Source organism: Psychrobacillus sp. NPDC096426, from assembly GCF_044762745.1.
Classification (GTDB): domain Bacteria; phylum Bacillota; class Bacilli; order Bacillales_A; family Planococcaceae; genus Psychrobacillus.
In genome coordinates this window covers 1-15131 of the sequence record NZ_JBIWEX010000015.1, presented here as the reverse complement: position 1 = coordinate 15131, position 15131 = coordinate 1, and the positions used below count along the sequence as shown (strand labels likewise).

Annotated in this window: 20 protein-coding genes; 16 read left to right on the top strand and 4 right to left on the bottom strand. The window is 34.0% G+C overall.

The annotated features are described in order from the left end of the window. Nucleotides 1-26: 26 nt before the first annotated feature. Nucleotides 27-1094 (top strand): NAD(P)/FAD-dependent oxidoreductase, encoded by a 1068-nt coding sequence (locus ACIQYS_RS13370; protein ID WP_402980683.1) that lies wholly within the window; start codon nucleotides 27-29, stop codon nucleotides 1092-1094. An 81-nt stretch (nucleotides 1095-1175) separates the two neighbouring features. Here ACIQYS_RS13370 and ACIQYS_RS13365 read toward each other — a convergent pair whose 3' ends face one another. Continuing rightward, the gene (locus tag ACIQYS_RS13365; protein ID WP_402980680.1) at nucleotides 1176-1508 is read right to left on the bottom strand and encodes a YuzD family protein; all 333 of its coding nucleotides are present in this window, start codon (nucleotides 1506-1508) and stop codon (nucleotides 1176-1178) included. An 83-nt stretch (nucleotides 1509-1591) separates the two neighbouring features. Between ACIQYS_RS13365 and ACIQYS_RS13360 the strand changes: the two genes are divergently transcribed. Continuing rightward, a complete protein-coding gene (locus ACIQYS_RS13360; protein ID WP_100353777.1) occupies nucleotides 1592-1825 on the top strand; it encodes a NifU family protein in 234 nt (77 codons plus the stop codon). A 618-nt stretch (nucleotides 1826-2443) separates the two neighbouring features. On the opposite strand, the gene ACIQYS_RS13355 is transcribed toward ACIQYS_RS13360, so the two are convergent. Then, complete coding sequence (locus tag ACIQYS_RS13355) at nucleotides 2444-2953, bottom strand: DUF3231 family protein (protein ID WP_402980677.1); 510 nt, start codon at nucleotides 2951-2953, stop codon at nucleotides 2444-2446. A 566-nt stretch (nucleotides 2954-3519) separates the two neighbouring features. On the opposite strand from ACIQYS_RS13355, the gene ACIQYS_RS13350 reads away from it, so the two are divergent. Next, the gene (locus ACIQYS_RS13350; protein ID WP_402980674.1) at nucleotides 3520-4146 is read left to right on the top strand and encodes a LysE family transporter; all 627 of its coding nucleotides are present in this window, start codon (nucleotides 3520-3522) and stop codon (nucleotides 4144-4146) included. Here ACIQYS_RS13350 and ACIQYS_RS13345 read toward each other — a convergent pair. Further along, nucleotides 4131-5483 (bottom strand): amino acid permease, encoded by a 1353-nt coding sequence (locus tag ACIQYS_RS13345; protein ID WP_402980671.1) that lies wholly within the window; start codon nucleotides 5481-5483, stop codon nucleotides 4131-4133. The genes ACIQYS_RS13350 and ACIQYS_RS13345 overlap by 16 nt on opposite strands. Before the next feature lie 640 nt (nucleotides 5484-6123). Between ACIQYS_RS13345 and ACIQYS_RS13340 the strand changes: the two genes are divergently transcribed. From ACIQYS_RS13340 to ACIQYS_RS13285, 12 genes are all read left to right on the top strand, one after another. Further along, a complete protein-coding gene (locus ACIQYS_RS13340; protein WP_402980668.1) occupies nucleotides 6124-6849 on the top strand; it encodes an alpha/beta fold hydrolase in 726 nt (241 codons plus the stop codon). A 74-nt stretch (nucleotides 6850-6923) separates the two neighbouring features. Further along, nucleotides 6924-7469: a GrpB family protein gene (locus tag ACIQYS_RS13335; RefSeq protein ID WP_402980665.1), complete on the top strand. Its 546-nt coding sequence runs from the start codon at nucleotides 6924-6926 to the stop codon at nucleotides 7467-7469. 97 nt (nucleotides 7470-7566) lie between these two features. Beyond that, nucleotides 7567-8436: a DUF2785 domain-containing protein gene (locus tag ACIQYS_RS13330; RefSeq protein ID WP_402980662.1), complete on the top strand. Its 870-nt coding sequence runs from the start codon at nucleotides 7567-7569 to the stop codon at nucleotides 8434-8436. Between the two features lie 108 nt (nucleotides 8437-8544). Further along, the gene (locus tag ACIQYS_RS13325) at nucleotides 8545-9273 is read left to right on the top strand and encodes a metallophosphoesterase family protein (RefSeq protein WP_402980659.1); all 729 of its coding nucleotides are present in this window, start codon (nucleotides 8545-8547) and stop codon (nucleotides 9271-9273) included. Nucleotides 9274-9519: 246 nt separating this feature from the next. Then, nucleotides 9520-9927 carry an NUDIX hydrolase gene (locus ACIQYS_RS13320; RefSeq protein ID WP_402980656.1) on the top strand — a complete coding sequence of 136 codons (408 nt, stop codon included), beginning with the start codon at nucleotides 9520-9522 and terminating at the stop codon, nucleotides 9925-9927. Between the two features lie 573 nt (nucleotides 9928-10500). Further along, nucleotides 10501-10677, top strand: a complete 177-nt coding sequence (locus tag ACIQYS_RS13315) for an NUDIX hydrolase (protein WP_402980653.1) — start codon at nucleotides 10501-10503, stop codon at nucleotides 10675-10677. Nucleotides 10678-10759: 82 nt separating this feature from the next. Next, complete coding sequence (locus tag ACIQYS_RS13310; RefSeq protein ID WP_402980650.1) at nucleotides 10760-11392, top strand: histidine phosphatase family protein; 633 nt, start codon at nucleotides 10760-10762, stop codon at nucleotides 11390-11392. 166 nt (nucleotides 11393-11558) lie between these two features. Further along, nucleotides 11559-12089 carry a GNAT family N-acetyltransferase gene (locus ACIQYS_RS13305; RefSeq protein ID WP_402980647.1) on the top strand — a complete coding sequence of 177 codons (531 nt, stop codon included), beginning with the start codon at nucleotides 11559-11561 and terminating at the stop codon, nucleotides 12087-12089. A 232-nt stretch (nucleotides 12090-12321) separates the two neighbouring features. Then, complete coding sequence (locus tag ACIQYS_RS13300; protein WP_402980644.1) at nucleotides 12322-12594, top strand: hypothetical protein; 273 nt, start codon at nucleotides 12322-12324, stop codon at nucleotides 12592-12594. Further along, nucleotides 12582-12764, top strand: coding sequence for a hypothetical protein (locus tag ACIQYS_RS13295; RefSeq protein WP_402980641.1), 183 nt, complete (start codon nucleotides 12582-12584; stop codon nucleotides 12762-12764). The genes ACIQYS_RS13300 and ACIQYS_RS13295 overlap by 13 nt, the downstream gene beginning before the upstream one ends. A 159-nt stretch (nucleotides 12765-12923) precedes the next feature. Beyond that, nucleotides 12924-13271 carry an NIPSNAP family protein gene (locus ACIQYS_RS13290; protein ID WP_402980638.1) on the top strand — a complete coding sequence of 116 codons (348 nt, stop codon included), beginning with the start codon at nucleotides 12924-12926 and terminating at the stop codon, nucleotides 13269-13271. Between the two features lie 140 nt (nucleotides 13272-13411). Next, nucleotides 13412-13759, top strand: coding sequence for a VOC family protein (locus tag ACIQYS_RS13285; protein WP_402980635.1), 348 nt, complete (start codon nucleotides 13412-13414; stop codon nucleotides 13757-13759). Nucleotides 13760-13957: 198 nt separating this feature from the next. Here ACIQYS_RS13285 and ACIQYS_RS13280 read toward each other — a convergent pair whose 3' ends face one another. Beyond that, entirely contained in the window at nucleotides 13958-14320 is a 363-nt protein-coding gene (locus tag ACIQYS_RS13280) for a VOC family protein (protein WP_402980630.1), read from the bottom strand. A gap of 293 nt (nucleotides 14321-14613) precedes the next feature. Here ACIQYS_RS13280 and ACIQYS_RS13275 point away from each other — a divergent pair. Continuing rightward, nucleotides 14614-15131, top strand: a 518-nt coding sequence (locus tag ACIQYS_RS13275) for an IS30 family transposase (RefSeq protein ID WP_402980625.1), incomplete at its 3' end; no start/stop codon positions are given.

The window sequence follows — 15131 nt, the reverse complement described above, 5'->3', positions numbered from 1 at the left end:
GACATTGAGAGATGAGGGAGATTATTATGCGAAAATTAGTATTATTAGGTGGAGGATATGGTAATATGCGAATTTTGTCGCGAATGTTGCCAAATAATTTACCACTTGATGTAGAAATCACCTTAATAGACAGAACACCATTTCATAGCTTGAAAACCGAATTTTATGCATTAGCAGCAGGGACAACCTCAGATCATGAAGTTCGAGTTGGATTTCCAGAAAGTGATAAATTAATGATTAAGTATGGGGAAATTACAGAAATTGATGTAGAAGGCAAACAAGTTTTATTAGCAGATGGTCAAGCGATTTCTTACGATGATCTTGTTATTGGGCTGGGCTGTGAAGATAAGTACCATAACGTACCTGGTGCAGATGAGTTTACGTTTAGCATTCAAACGATCGGACGGTCTCGTGACACATACACGAAAATTGGTGGACTTCCTGCGGGATCCATTGTTGGTATCGTTGGTGCAGGGTTAAGTGGAATAGAGTTAGCTAGTGAACTTCGGGAGAGTCGTCCAGATCTAAGAATTAAATTATTCGATCGTAGTCCACGTATTTTAAGAGATTTTCCAGAACGCTTGAGTAATTATGTACAAAAGTGGTTTGATTCGAACGATGTAGAAGTAGTAAGTAACTCAAATATAACAAAAGTAGAACCAAACAAATTGTATAATCATGAAGAGGTTATTCCAGTAGATGTGGTGGTGTGGACTGCAGGTATTCAACCAGCAGCTACAGTGCGTGCATTACCAGGTGAAAAAGATAATTCTGGTCGTGTTATTTTAACGCAATATCATGATTTGCCGAATTATGAGAATGTATTCGTTGTTGGGGATTGTGCATCTCTTCCTTTTGCACCAAGTGCTCAATTAGCGGAAGAACAAGCGGAGCAAATAGTAAAAGTTTTACAAGCTCGCTGGAGAGGTCTACCACTCCCTGACAAAATGCCTGACATTAAACTAAAAGGTTTTATGGGATCACTTGGGAAAAAGCAAGGATTCGCTTACATGGCAGATATTTCCGTTACAGGTCGTATTGCAAGACTGATGAAATCAGGGTTGCTATGGATGTATAAGCGACATAATGGATAACAAAAAAACTTCGAAGCGATGTAAAAAAACTGCTTCGAAGTTTTTTGAATAATGAACCATCAATTGAACTTCCTTACTCCATTATTCTGCTTCACTTACATACCCATATTTCTCAAGTGCAGCATATACTGGCTTTAGTTGAATATAACCTTCACCGATCACTTCTTCATTAATCATCACTAGTGGGTAGAAAAACTCATCTTCTACGATTCGATTTGCTATATCTTGTTGTCTATTATTCTCAATTGGCTGATCGATATCAATGTACGTAAACGTTACTTCGTTTGTTGGAAATTTACGGTCAATTGCTGCTTGAAGCCATTCGTAAGTATCCTTGGAGGATGGTGCATTTACGCAACTGGCGCACACTATATCCGCTCCATAAATTTCTATATTTAACGCTTGAGGTTTCATCGACGTTTAGCTCCTTCATATTCTTTATTGGATTTTTTCCCTTACTGATATTATAATGATTATAATGAAAGGAGTCGATAGATATGACTGATACAATGAATGAACAAGTTCAAGAAGTTTTAGATAAATTGCGCCCATTTTTACTACGTGATGGGGGAGATTGTGAGCTTGTAGACGTGGAAGACGGTATTGTAAAACTACGCCTTCTTGGAGCTTGCGGAACTTGCCCAAGTTCAACGATTACATTAAAAGCAGGTATTGAACGCGCTCTTTTAGAAGAAGTACCTGGAGTAGTAGAAGTAGAGCAAGTATTTTAACTTGATTCAGCAGGGCCAATAACAAACATTAAAAATGTAATTTAAAATGACTATCAAATTGTAAGCCGATTTGATAGTCATTTTTATTCTTACTTGGGGATTTGCTTATATTTTTATTAAAATTTTTATAGCATAATGTAATTCGAATTGTTGGGATACAACAACTGGTGTATGTTTACATTTTGGTATTAATTATTAGTGCGGCTTGATCTAATAATATTTACCAATAAATAGAATGTTTATCATTTCTTCTTTTAAGTTATAAGGTTTTCTGAATATTTATACTAAAACAAGCGCAGAGATTGTGAAGGAATGCACTTAAACAAACGCAGCAGTGCGACAAGTTTTGTTATAAGCACTAATATGTGGACAGATTATGGGGTCTGAAGCTCAGTTGAAGTCAGCAGAACAAAGGCTAAAGCCACTCCCCTTGGAAAAAGTATGCCAATGGATACACCGGATGGCTGAAAACTAAATATGGTGAGAATCTTCTAATGACCACCCAAAATCTCTTGCATCACACGTGCAGCTTCAGGATCTGGTTGATGTAATAATTTTTATGAGTTCCTCTTTGTAATAATACAAGTATAGTTCCTCATTTCTGAATAGGTATTTTAGTTACTTATCAGGAAAATCTACATGTAGTGGTGGAGGAATAAGCCAACCTTTACTTTTATTCAATCGTAACAATTTGGCACCTAGTTGAGCTTTATTCAGATGGAATTGACCATACATTAAACCGATATCTTCCCTAATTGACATTCCCATAGCTTGACTGCAAGCAACTAAACCTGCAGCTATATTCATTGAAAGTGAAGCGCTGATTTCAGGATCGTTAAATCTTGCACCAGGAGGAATGTCCTCTATTCTTGCAACCGGTCGTTCAGGAGGTGCAGGAGGAAGTGCTATACCATTTATTTTTAATATTACTTCTAGTTGCTTGTTTTCATCTTTCATACATTGAATTGATTCTTCAATAATCTTTTCTAATTCCTTATCACCTGTGTGATTAAAAAATGTTTGATAAGCAGCTATCAATCCATTGTTTGTAGCCAGATTTGTCCAGATACCGAACACTTCACCATAATGTAACGGTTTATCCTTTGGATTTCCACTTAATATTCCCATAATTGCACTCCCTAACAATTTGTAATTTTTTCATACAGGGACTAGGATGTGCAGAGTATAAAAGATTATTCATTTGTATGGAAATTTTAAGTTAAATGTATAGCAAAGTTTAATTCGTAGTGCGATTGAAATAAGTACTAAAGTAAGAATTATTAGGTGCAAAAAAATAACTGAGAAGCACACAACCTGGGGGTGAATACTTCTTAGCTATCTAACATATTACTCATGTTTTATAAAAACGAATGGGCATCCATCTATAATTGGCTCTGAATCTTGGGTAAAGCGACAGAACAAAGGCTGAAGCCATTTCTCACGAAAAAAGTATGCCATCTTTTGAAAAAAATTTTACATTAATATGCTTTTGGAGTCTTCTCGAGAATAAGAGGATTTGGGGGGTAATTAGTAATTTTTTCCTGTTTAATAATTCAACCTGCTCGCTAAGAAAATCAAAGATTTTGATCTTGGTCGTTGATGTAGAATGTCGATTTATTTTTTCTTAAATTAGGTGTACAAGACACTCCCTCTGAATAAGATACATAGATATCAAGTTAAGGGGGGACTAGACCATGAATTCAATATTTACTTATATCTTTTTAGGGATATCCCTAGCTGCACCAATAGGGCCTGTTAATGCTGCGCAATTAGATACGGGCATTAAAAATGGTTTTTTTCATGCTTGGATTTTTGGTTTTGGAGCTTTAATGGCAGATGTCTTGTATATGATTATGGTTTATTTTGGTATTGGCCAATTTATCGATTCACCTTACATGAAAATATTTCTTTGGTCGTTTGGCTGTTTTGTGCTTACTTATACGGGAATAGAAAGTCTACTAACAATTCATGAAATTAAGGTAGATATGAAATCCGGTAAAAGAATTCGTCTTAGACAATCATTAGTGTCTGGATTTCTCGTATCCCTATTGAATCCACTAACGATCCTTTTTTGGCTGGGGATATACGGCTCTGTCCTAGCCGAAACATCCCAAAATTTCCAAGCAAATCAAATAATTACTTTTAGTTTGGCTATTATAGTAGGCATACTATTATGGGATTCAACAATGGCATTTTTATCAAGTGGTGCCCGCAAATTCTTATCTACCAGATTTCTAATCATTATCTCCTTAATTTCTTCCCTTTCCATGATTGCATTCGGAATATACTTTGGCATCCAGGCTTATCATACGCTATTTTGAGATTCTTCCTTTTTCCATCTTTTACGCAATAATAAGACCACAATTGCAATAATTGAAATGAAAACTAGACTAATAAAAAATCCAGGTCGACTTGTTGCGTGAAAAAGGGCACCACTTACTGCCGTGGCTACGAGAATCATTCCTATTATTCTTTTCACTTTATCAGCTTTAGTCGGCTCGATTAATCTTTGATACATAATCAAAATGAAAAACCAATTATAAAGCAACATTAATGCTGCAGCAGTGGTTATATATTCATACACTTTATCAGGCAATAATAAAGAAGTAACAATGGAAATTATAAGACCTGTGGAAGTAAGCGCAATCGCAGGAAGAGGCATTTTGAACTTCTTTTTCGTTTGCTTGCTGAAAATAGCAGGCGCATCTCCCTCCTCTGATAATGTCGTCAGTATCGTAGTAACTGAAAACAGGGAAGCAGACATTGTTGAAAATCCTGCAATAATAATAGCTGCGGTAAATACATGTGGGAAAAAATCGAGATTAAAACTGGATAAAGCCGTAACAAATGGACTCTTGTCCTCTTTAAATGAAGTATATGGTATCAGTAACAGCGCTAAAGAAAGAGCGGTAACATAGATTAATCCAAGCAATCCTATCATGACTTGTCCTGACTTAGGAGCATCCTCCTTGTTTCGTAAATGAATAGCCATTACCCCCATCACTTCTATTCCTCCATGTGCATAAAAGGCAAACAAAAGTGCACTCCAAAACCCGATGACTCCTTTCGGGAAAAACTCATGAAAAGATTTAGGAACTTCTCCTTTTGGATTGCCTTCAATGACTCCTGTAAGTGCCAAAAGGGCAATCACAATAAACATGAAAATAGCAGCAATTTTCATTACACCAAAAATACTTTCTAATTTTCCAAAAGCTTTTGCTCCAATAAAAAGAATCAGAAGTCCACAAATTGCGTAGATTAATGCAAATATCCACAAGTGAACATCAGGAAACCAAAGTTTAGTTAAAAGGGAAATTGCCGTAAGCTGACTGCCGATTATTAGTATTTCTGAACACCAGTAAACCCAGCCACTACTAAACCCAGCCCAACGTCCATATGCTTTTTTTGCGTATGTGCGAAACGACCCTTTTTGTGGGTCTTTAGCGGACATTTTACCGAGAGCTTCAAATACAATATAAGTTGCACTCGCTGCCATTATAAAGGCGAATATAACAGAAGGACCCGTCATTTTTATTGCAATACTTGTTGCCAAGAAAAAACCCGATCCTATAATGCACCCTACCCCTATAAGAGATAATTGCCACCAAGCAAGATTGGCATCCTTGTTACTGTTATTCGCTGTCTTTTTTTTCGCCATTTTGCACCTCCTAGAAATCATAGGTTTTCACATGACATTAAACTTATGTATTATCCTTAGAAGTTTATTTCAAATTTTATCAGTATTAAGTCCAATTCTTGGCTCTGTATTTGCAACACTTTGCTGCATGGATGGCCAACGGGTCAGTTTAGTTTAATAAGGAGCATGTTTATTATTTTTGTAATCTTCCCAATAAATGAAACTTATTTATCAGGAATAACGTTAATGTATAAAGCAGAAGAGGAATATTCCTGGGTTTTGAGAAGTATTCTAATTGTTTTGAATGGGGTGATAGGATGGGTTTTTATTATTTGGTTTTACTGTTTATAGGTATTGTTTTTCTTATACTAGGTGCAATTAACAAAAACGTTTCTCTTTCTGTGAAAATAGTTATTATGTTGTTTGTTATTGGACTGTTATTCATAGTTACTTCCCTCATATTATTAATGCCTGGTAGTTCTGAAATTATATCTGAACTTATGGGGTAACCAGTTTTTTTAAAGATTTATTCTAAAGAATACTCTTATGTAATATAGGCTTCTTCTTTAACAAGGTGTTTTAGTAGAAGGACAATGAGCTGTATAGATGGCTCTTTTTTCTTGTTTAACCAATAGGATTAACAAAAGAGGGGACGGACTAAATGACAAAAGAGATGTTTGTACAGATAAGTGACTGTAAACTATACGCTAAATTGGTTGGAGAAAATAAGGGAAGACCGACTATTGTAATGGATGCTGGGTATGGAGACACTTCCAAGGCTTGGGATTCGGTGATTACTGATATATCAATGCTGTCTGATGTTCTCATTTATGATAGAGCAGGACTTGGGAAAAGTGAATCAAGTTCTAACTCAAGAACGAGTCAAGAGATGGTAAGAGAATTGCATGAACTTCTTAATCAAGCAAATATAATCCCCCCATACATATTAGTCGGTCATTCATTTGGTGGAGTTAATACACGACTGTACGCAACTAAATATCAAAGTGAAATTTGTGGACTTGTATTGGTCGATTCTACACCCGAAGATTATAGAGAAATTTTTCTCCCAACGATGCCACAAGAGTTTCAACAAGCATACAACAAGCAATTTGTTTACGAAGGTAATTATGATGAGTTTATGGAAAGCTTAAAACAGGTGAAGGAATCAAGAAAGATGCTGGATGTCCCATTAATTGTTCTTTCAGCGGGCAAGAAAGCTCATTATTCAAAGGAATCACAAGGGTTATGGAATGAAATGCAGAAAGAGATTCTTGAAATTTCCTCAAATGGAGAATTCGTAATTGCTGAAAATAGTACCCATTATATACAGAATGACGAACCAGAAGTAGTAGTTAGTGCAATAAAACGGTTAATCGACAACACTTGAATATTTTGTATAGAAAAGACACTAAATTAAAGGGGAAGTTAAGTTTTATAGTAAGAAATAAGGGGGGAACTAGGTTGACACATTCCGATATAGTAGTATCTAAATTTGATGAACGATGGTCAGAAATATTTCAATCAATGAAACAAGTTTTAAGTAAGTATTTAAATGATTTGATTATAGATATTGAACACGTTGGAAGCACTTCGGTTCAGGGCCTTGGAGCAAAACCAATATTGGATATAGATATTGTAATAGAAAATTACGATGTTTTTCCTCATGTAATTCAGGGACTTGAAAACATAGGTTATTTTCACCAAGAAGAATGGAGCTTTTACGGAAGAGAAGCATTTGGTAGAAAGGATGTTTATACTCCATGGGATGGAAATAGTACACGATGGATGGAGCATCACCTCTATGTTTGTAACAAAGACAGTAAAGAACTTGCAAGACATTTAGTATTCAGAGACTATTTGAGAAATAACCCGCAAGTCGTAATTGAGTATGAAAACTTAAAAAGGAATTTAGCAAATACAGTAAAAGACCGAACTTCCTATACGTTAGGTAAAACAGAATTTATAAGTATGATATTAGAAAAAGTTACGGATCAAATGATAAAATAACGATTTGCTTATTCAACTAACAGGTGTTTTAGTTAAAGAACACTGGGTTGCCAAAGCCAACATTTTTTCTTATTGGAATAAAAAAGGAGTGGATGATATGGAAAGGCTAGAAATAAGTTATAAAAACGCTGTTCCAATGAAGGCGAATGAACTTAAAAAATTCTTAATGGAAATTAAGAGTGGGGAAAGAACTTGGGAAGAAGAAAGTAAGGTTTGTATAGTTAAATCTATGGTTGAGAATATCGGCTCAACTGATTGGGAACTTAGAGACAAATTAATTTATAGCTCTTTTTATCAATTAATTATAGAAAAAAATCAAATGGAGCAGGAGTTATTAAATGAACTATTAGAATTGTGTTTAAGTGATTTATTATTTAAAGGAATTGGGGAATATGAAACTGATACTGTTTTTACAAGGTCATTTACTACTCTTTTAATAGCACTTATCCTATATAGGGATAATGAAGACAACTTTCTCTCACAAGATATGGTGTTTAAAATAAAAGATAGATTAATTGATTATATTAACTTGGAGAAAGATTTACGGGGATATATATCTGTAAAAGGCTGGGCTCATAGTATGGCTCATGTAGCTGACGCTGTTGATGAACTTGTAAAAAATTCAAAAATAGATCAGAAAATTTACATAGAAATATTAAAAGTACTATGGAATAAGGTTTTTGTTTCAACTAGTGTTTATGTCCACGATGAAGATGAAAGGATATTAATTCCTATACTAGAAATGTTAAATAACGGATTGGAACAAGAAGAAATAGAGACATTACTACAAAATGTACCGATAGAACTAAAGAATCAAAAAGAACAGATAGAGGAAGAAGAGTATTGGTTCTTATATTTTAACTGTAAGACATTCTTAAAAAGTTTTTATATCAAAGTGAATACGAATTCTGAATTAAAACCTCTTCAAAAGAGTATTGAAAAGTGTCTATCCGAAATTTCTTTGTAATAGTAGCAAGAAATTAATAGTTAACAGGAGTGTTAAACTTTTATCACAAACATTATTATTGAACTTCCATGAAATTAAAAAACTCTCAAAATCTATGGGGGTGTAATTATGTATAGGATCGCTATCATTTCAGACGTTCATGGAAATATATATGCACTGAATGCTGTTTTAAATGATCTAAAAGGGAAATCAATAGATTTTATATATTGTCTTGGAGATATGGTAGGAATAGGGCCATTCTCAAATGAGGTTTTAGATGAATTATTTGCTATTGAAAATCTCGAAATGATCACTGGAAATCATGATGAATCAGTCTTGGCATTACTTAATAATGAAGCGTATCCAATCAGCAGAATTAATGTTAAACCACATCATGAATGGATTGCGGATAGACTCAAAAAAGAACATATAATTGGTTTATCCAAATTACCTCGCATAATAAATAAGACGATAATTGAACAAGATCTTCACTTGATACATTATCCGATGAATACAACTTTATATAATGCACATATAAGCGAAGATCCTTTTGACTTAACGGGAATACCTTCATCAGAAAACTTTTCTGTTTTAGATGGTTTAGAATTAACTTCATTAGTTTGCTTTGGACACGACCATAGTCATCACCAGTTTACTTGTAACAATACAGTGTTCTACAACGCAGGATCACTAGGTTATTATAAAAAATCATTTGCCCGTTATGGAATAATTGATATAAATGAAAAAGGATTTAGTGTTACTCAACGAAATGTCCCATATGACTTAGAAAAATACGTTAATAAGTTAAGCAAAACATCAATACCAAGAAAAGAGATAATACTTCGTATATATACATAAGGATTCCTTAACTAATCCTATTGGTATTAATTAAATATTTTATAATAGCGTACTGATAAGTATTAGTAAAGTAGTAAATTTACTTCTTCAGCAAAAGGGTGCTTTACTTCAACAGGATTAATACCTGTTCTTGTTCAATTAACGCAGCAGTTTAGTTGAAGAAACAGGGTATTTCATGATTAGAAATGTTTGGTGAAATATTGTTTTTTACTGCGTAAAATAAATGTAAAAATGGGGATAGAGATAATGACACCACCAAAACATGTAATTTCAGCAGCAACTATTGTACTAAATGACCAAAATGAAATTTTATTAATTAAGGGCCCAAGAAGAGGATGGGAAATGCCTGGCGGACAAGTTGAAGAGGGAGAATCATTGAAGGAAGCTGCAATCAGGGAAACGAAAGAAGAATCGGGAATAGATATTGAAATAACGAAATTTTGTGGGGTATTTCAAAATGTAAGTGGTTCAATTTGTAATACATTATTTTTGGGTACACCCATAGGAGGAGAACTAACAACTAGTACTGAGAGTCTGGAGGTAGGTTTTTTTCCTATTGAGAAAGCATTGGAAATGGTCATTTGGAAAAATTTCAGACAAAGAATTGAATATTGTTTAGATGCAAAACTTCAAGCTTTTTATATTGCATTTTAATTAGCCTTATTAAACTCCGGGTGCTTTAGTTAAACAAGCACCTTCTATTACATCCTCGACCAAACTTTTGTAAAACCACTTTGGTAACTATATAAAGTAGATTCAGGAAAAATTAATTAGGTTGGCGGTGAGCTCAAATATTAGCTTCTTTTTATATTCTAATGGCAACGTGGGTTATTGTATTTACTATGTCTTTATACAGTCAGAAAAGAAAAGGTAAATTAAAAAAGATTGCTTTTAATCAATTTGTAATAGTGTGCCTAATTTCTATTGGGGCAATGGTTTTAACAATTGGATTTTTGAGTCTAATGGGATAAAAGGAATGTAGAGACATTTTTCACTAACGGGTAGCTATAGTGGAAGAACATTGAGTTGCAATGCATCTCTTTTTCTGGTTCAACTAAGGTAGTAGATAGGATTATTAAATAGAACAATGAGAAAAGCAAAGAATGTAATTTTAAAATCGTATTTAGATAAATAGTGCAATATTTTGAGTGAAGGGGAGGATATGGTGCAGGAAGTGCTGTTCATCATATCGCCGTTTATTATTTAGTTAATAAAATAGGTGGAGAATTGAGCGAACTACTACAATTCGATGGACAAGATTCACTTGGAGCTTTATGGGTATCGGAGCAAGATGTATCAGTAGATAATTCTTCACCATTAGTCCTTAATGCATTTGAATGGATAAAAACAAATACGCTAGGTATAGATGCTGAATGTTATAAAGAATGGAAAGTGTATAAATGAATTTTTTGTTCTTACAGAGCTAACGGTTTCTATAAGTAAGGATAATTTGAAAAAGATTAATATTTGGGGGAGGGATGTCTGAATGAGCAACATTATCTTGATACAGCATTGTCAATCAGAACACCATATAAATAATATGTCAGGAGGATGGACAGATCCACCTTTAACAGATTTAGGGAAAAAACAAGCAAGCCTTATAGGTGACAAATTAAAAGAGGGAATAGTAGATAATAAAGAATATGCTTTTTATTCATCTGATTTATTAAGAGCAGCACAAACAGCAGAAATAATTGGCAATCAGTTAAACTTAAAAGTCATCAAAAATAAAGGACTTCGTGAAATAAATACTGGCATTGCAGCGGGAAAAACAAAAAATTGGGCAAGAGAAAATAGAATACCAAGGAAAAATAGTGGATTTGATCTGGATTATCAGGAATTTAAAGATGGAGAGACATGGAGACAGTTTTATAGTCGTGTTTGTAGTTGTATGGATAGTATATATGAAATAGAAAAGGAGAAAAATTTATTGATTGTCACACATGGTGGTACTTTGGGTTATATTACTGCGTGGTGGATGAAATTTGAACATGAAATGATTGTTAACGCATACTTTTCTTCTTCGGTAGGTGGGATTACAGTTTTAAGTCAAAATAGTTATCAACAGAATGTTATAAATAAGTTTAATGATACCTCTCATTTTCCTGTGTTGAGCTAAATAGTGCTCTAGTTAAACAGAGGGGCTACTTCTGTCCCACCCTCATTTTTGCGTCCAAAACATCAAGTAGATTTCGGCGATTCATTGTGAAATGCTACCCTTAAACTAACTAGGCAGTTCAGTGGAATAAGTATTTATTCAAAGATATAAAAGTGGAGGGTTATTAATGGAACTTTCAAATGAAAGGATAGTATTAAGGGAAATTATTGAAAGTGATTGGATAGATGTACATAAATACGCTTCACAAGAAATAGTTTGTAGATATCAGCCCTGGGGACCTAATACAGAAGAGGAATCACAATATTTTGTGAATCAAGTGATAAAAGATTTAAGGAAAGAACCAAGGAAAAGGTTTGTGTTTGCAATTGTTTACAAAGAAAAAATGATTGGTGCTGGGGAGTTTAATATTAGAGATCACACAAATAGAGTTGGGGAAATCGCTTATATTGTTAATCCAGATTATTGGGGAAAAGGAATAGCGACAGAAGTCGCTACTTTATTAGTTGAGTTTGGAATTGAGGATCTTAAACTTCATCGTATATATGCAACTTGCGACCCAAGAAATATTGGTTCATCAAAAGTATTAGAAAAAGTCGGAATGATCAAAGAAGGTAAAATTCGTGAAGACTTGTTAATTAAAGATGGCTGGCGAGACTCATTATTATACAGTGTTTTAGAACATGAATGGAGAAAGTAATGCAACAAACCTTCTTCAACTTACGGGTACTTTACTTCAAGAAGGAGTAAAGCTTTTTTCTTATTGAGCTATGGAGCAGGTTAGTTTAAGTTTTATGTAAAAGTTGAAGTAGGGTATTTTAGTTGTGATAGTTAAAGAAGCAATGCTCAGATTGTTTTATTTCTTGGCAGGAAGTTAAGCTCTTATTGTTGAATATATTACCTTTAAGAGATGAATTAGAGGTGACAATAAAATGGATAAAAATTATGATAAGTATATTAACAATGCAATTGAGTGGGCTATATGTCATCTAAATTCTAAAGAATATTGTTTTATTTGTTTGGCTTTTGTAGAGGATGCATTAGAAAGAAGTAATGGCATTGAAATCTTTGGTGGAGATTTTGCAAAAGAATCTGCAGATTTATATGAAGCAAATAAGCAAACAGGTGTACCTCCAAAAGGAACCTTTGTTTTTTATGATTGCTTCGGAGTAATTAATGGTGAACGAAAAAATTGGGGGCATTAGGCTTATCTATTGGTAATGGAGAGGTTATTCATGCTTGGGATAAGGTAGGGATTAATAATTACCTTGATATAGAAAAGTTAAAAACTGCTATAGGTTGGGAAAAACCAAAGTATATTGGATGGGTATCACTTGAACGTATTATGGTTGGGTTTCAAAGGAAAGTTTATTAATCCTAGGTTGTATCATATAGCGGGTGGAATTCCCGTCGAGAAAGAACTAACCATTCCCTCGTAGGTCTTGGAGGGCTAATGATAACATTAGCCTTTAAGCGTAGACAGTTAGGTGGCGGGGAGAAATCCAAATAATAAAAAGTTATAGGAGGTACATGTATGTTTTACAGGAGAAAATTTTACACTGTAAAAAATGATTTTGTAGAGAAATTAAATGAACATTTTATCAAAACTAATTTACCTAATCAACTAAAGTACGGAGCACGTTTGGTAGGACGATGGATGAAGGAGAATGAAAATAATACCACGGAAATTTTTGCCATTTGGGAATATGACAGTTATGAAGATTATATAGAAATAGAGAATAATGTAAAAGGTGACGATGCTCACGTTAAACGAATTAAAGACTGGTACGAGAAAAATGGTGGTAGGGAACATGTTTTTACTGAATATATATTGGAAGTGAAAAACGAAGCGTTAGTGTCCACTCTAAATAAATATAACTAATAATTTTAACTATTCGTTTAACTAATGTGGTGCTTGGCAGCGCTTTTTCTTATTGACCTAACGCCGCAGTATATTTGAAGAAGGAACTTAACATTAAATTCAACAACTAAAAATTTAAAAACAGACAGGAGCTAGATACGATGATAAAAGGTTTCGGAGGAATATTTTGGAGAACTAAGAATCTTGATGTTACAAAAAAATGGTACGGTGAAGTATTGAAGATTGATTTAGAATCGTGGAATGGAACTATAATTAAACACGAATTAGGAAATGAGACTATTTTTTCTTTCTTTACCGAGAATGACAGTTATTTTCCAACAGAACAACAAGTGATGTTAAATTTCCAAGTACATGATTTAAATGAGACTATTAAGCATCTTGAACATATTGGTGTCCCTCTTGCGAAGGAAAAAGAGATTAGTGAATTTGGAAAGTTTATTTGGATAAAAGATCCTGAAGGTCGACTGATCGAACTTTGGGAGAAATAGTGAGTTGTAATCATTTGCTATTAAGCTAACAGGTGCTAGTTAAACAAGACCATCATTTTGATGGTCTATTCTTACGTCCAAAACATTAAGAAAATTTCCGAGACACAATGTGAAATGTTACACTTTAACTAGCGGTATACGTGTTAGTTGAAAAGAAAACTAAAAAGTCCAACAATTATGTTGAACTTTTTATACTTGTTACAAATTTTCAAATTGGAGGTATTCTAAAATATTTCCGAAGGGGTCTCTAAAGCTAACATATTTTCCTGGAGGACAATTAGTTGGTTCATCTATAATAAAATTCACTTTTTTCTCTTTCAAGAATTTAACTTTTTCATAAATATCTTCAGTTCGTAATCCTAATACAACTCCTGAAATATCTTGATTATAGGTGGCATTATCGTTCTCCTCTAAAACGAGTGGTAACTCTCTGTGTACAAGTGATGCAATCTTAGGGCCATACTGTTTGTTTAATTCAAAACCTAAAGTATTCGTATAAAAGTCGATTGCTTTGTTTAAATTTGGCACGTAAATGCTGATAACACAAACTTCATTTTTCATATTATTCCTCCTATTTTTAGTATTATTATATATATTCTACACTCTTTAACAATCGCCCTTCTTTAAAAATAGAATTTTCACTTGATTTGCTTATTTCACTAAAGGTTGCTATTGTGAAATAAGCATTGAAAATAAATATATGGTATAGCTCAGTTCAGTGAACGGGGCTATTTATTTTTATATGACGAATTGTAATATTAAGTGCAACACCTATAAGTTGAATTAAAAGAAGCCCATAACGACCTCGTGTAAAATGTAGTTACCACACCAACATTTGAACGGAGGAAATCATTATGAGCTACAAACATCTTACCATATCTGAACGTTCGAAAATAGAGACGTTACTTGAACTAGGCTATTCAATCCGAAAGATCGCGAGACGATTAAATCGCCAGCCTTCTACTATTTCGCGTGAATTAAGAAGACATGCTAATTGTACGGCTGAAGAAGCACAAGTTCGTTATCATACCAATAAATCGTTCTGTGGGGCAAAACTAAAATTAACGCCCTTGTTAAAAGAAGCTGTTCAAGAAAAGTTGGGGGAAACTTGGTCGCCTGAACAAATTGTCGGCCGCTTGTATAAAGGGAAGCTAAGTTTCAAAAGTATATACCGTTGGATTTATAACGGCTTATTAGAAGTGCCATTGACAGTCCTTCGTCAAAAAGGAAAACGCCAGAAACCGCGAGAAACAAGAGGCCGTTTTAACATTGGCACCTCCATCTCCAAACGTCCCAAAGAAGTTCGTAACCGGGAAACATTTGGTCATTGGGAGCTTGATACGGTCGTTTCTGGACGCGGGCAAGCAAAGGG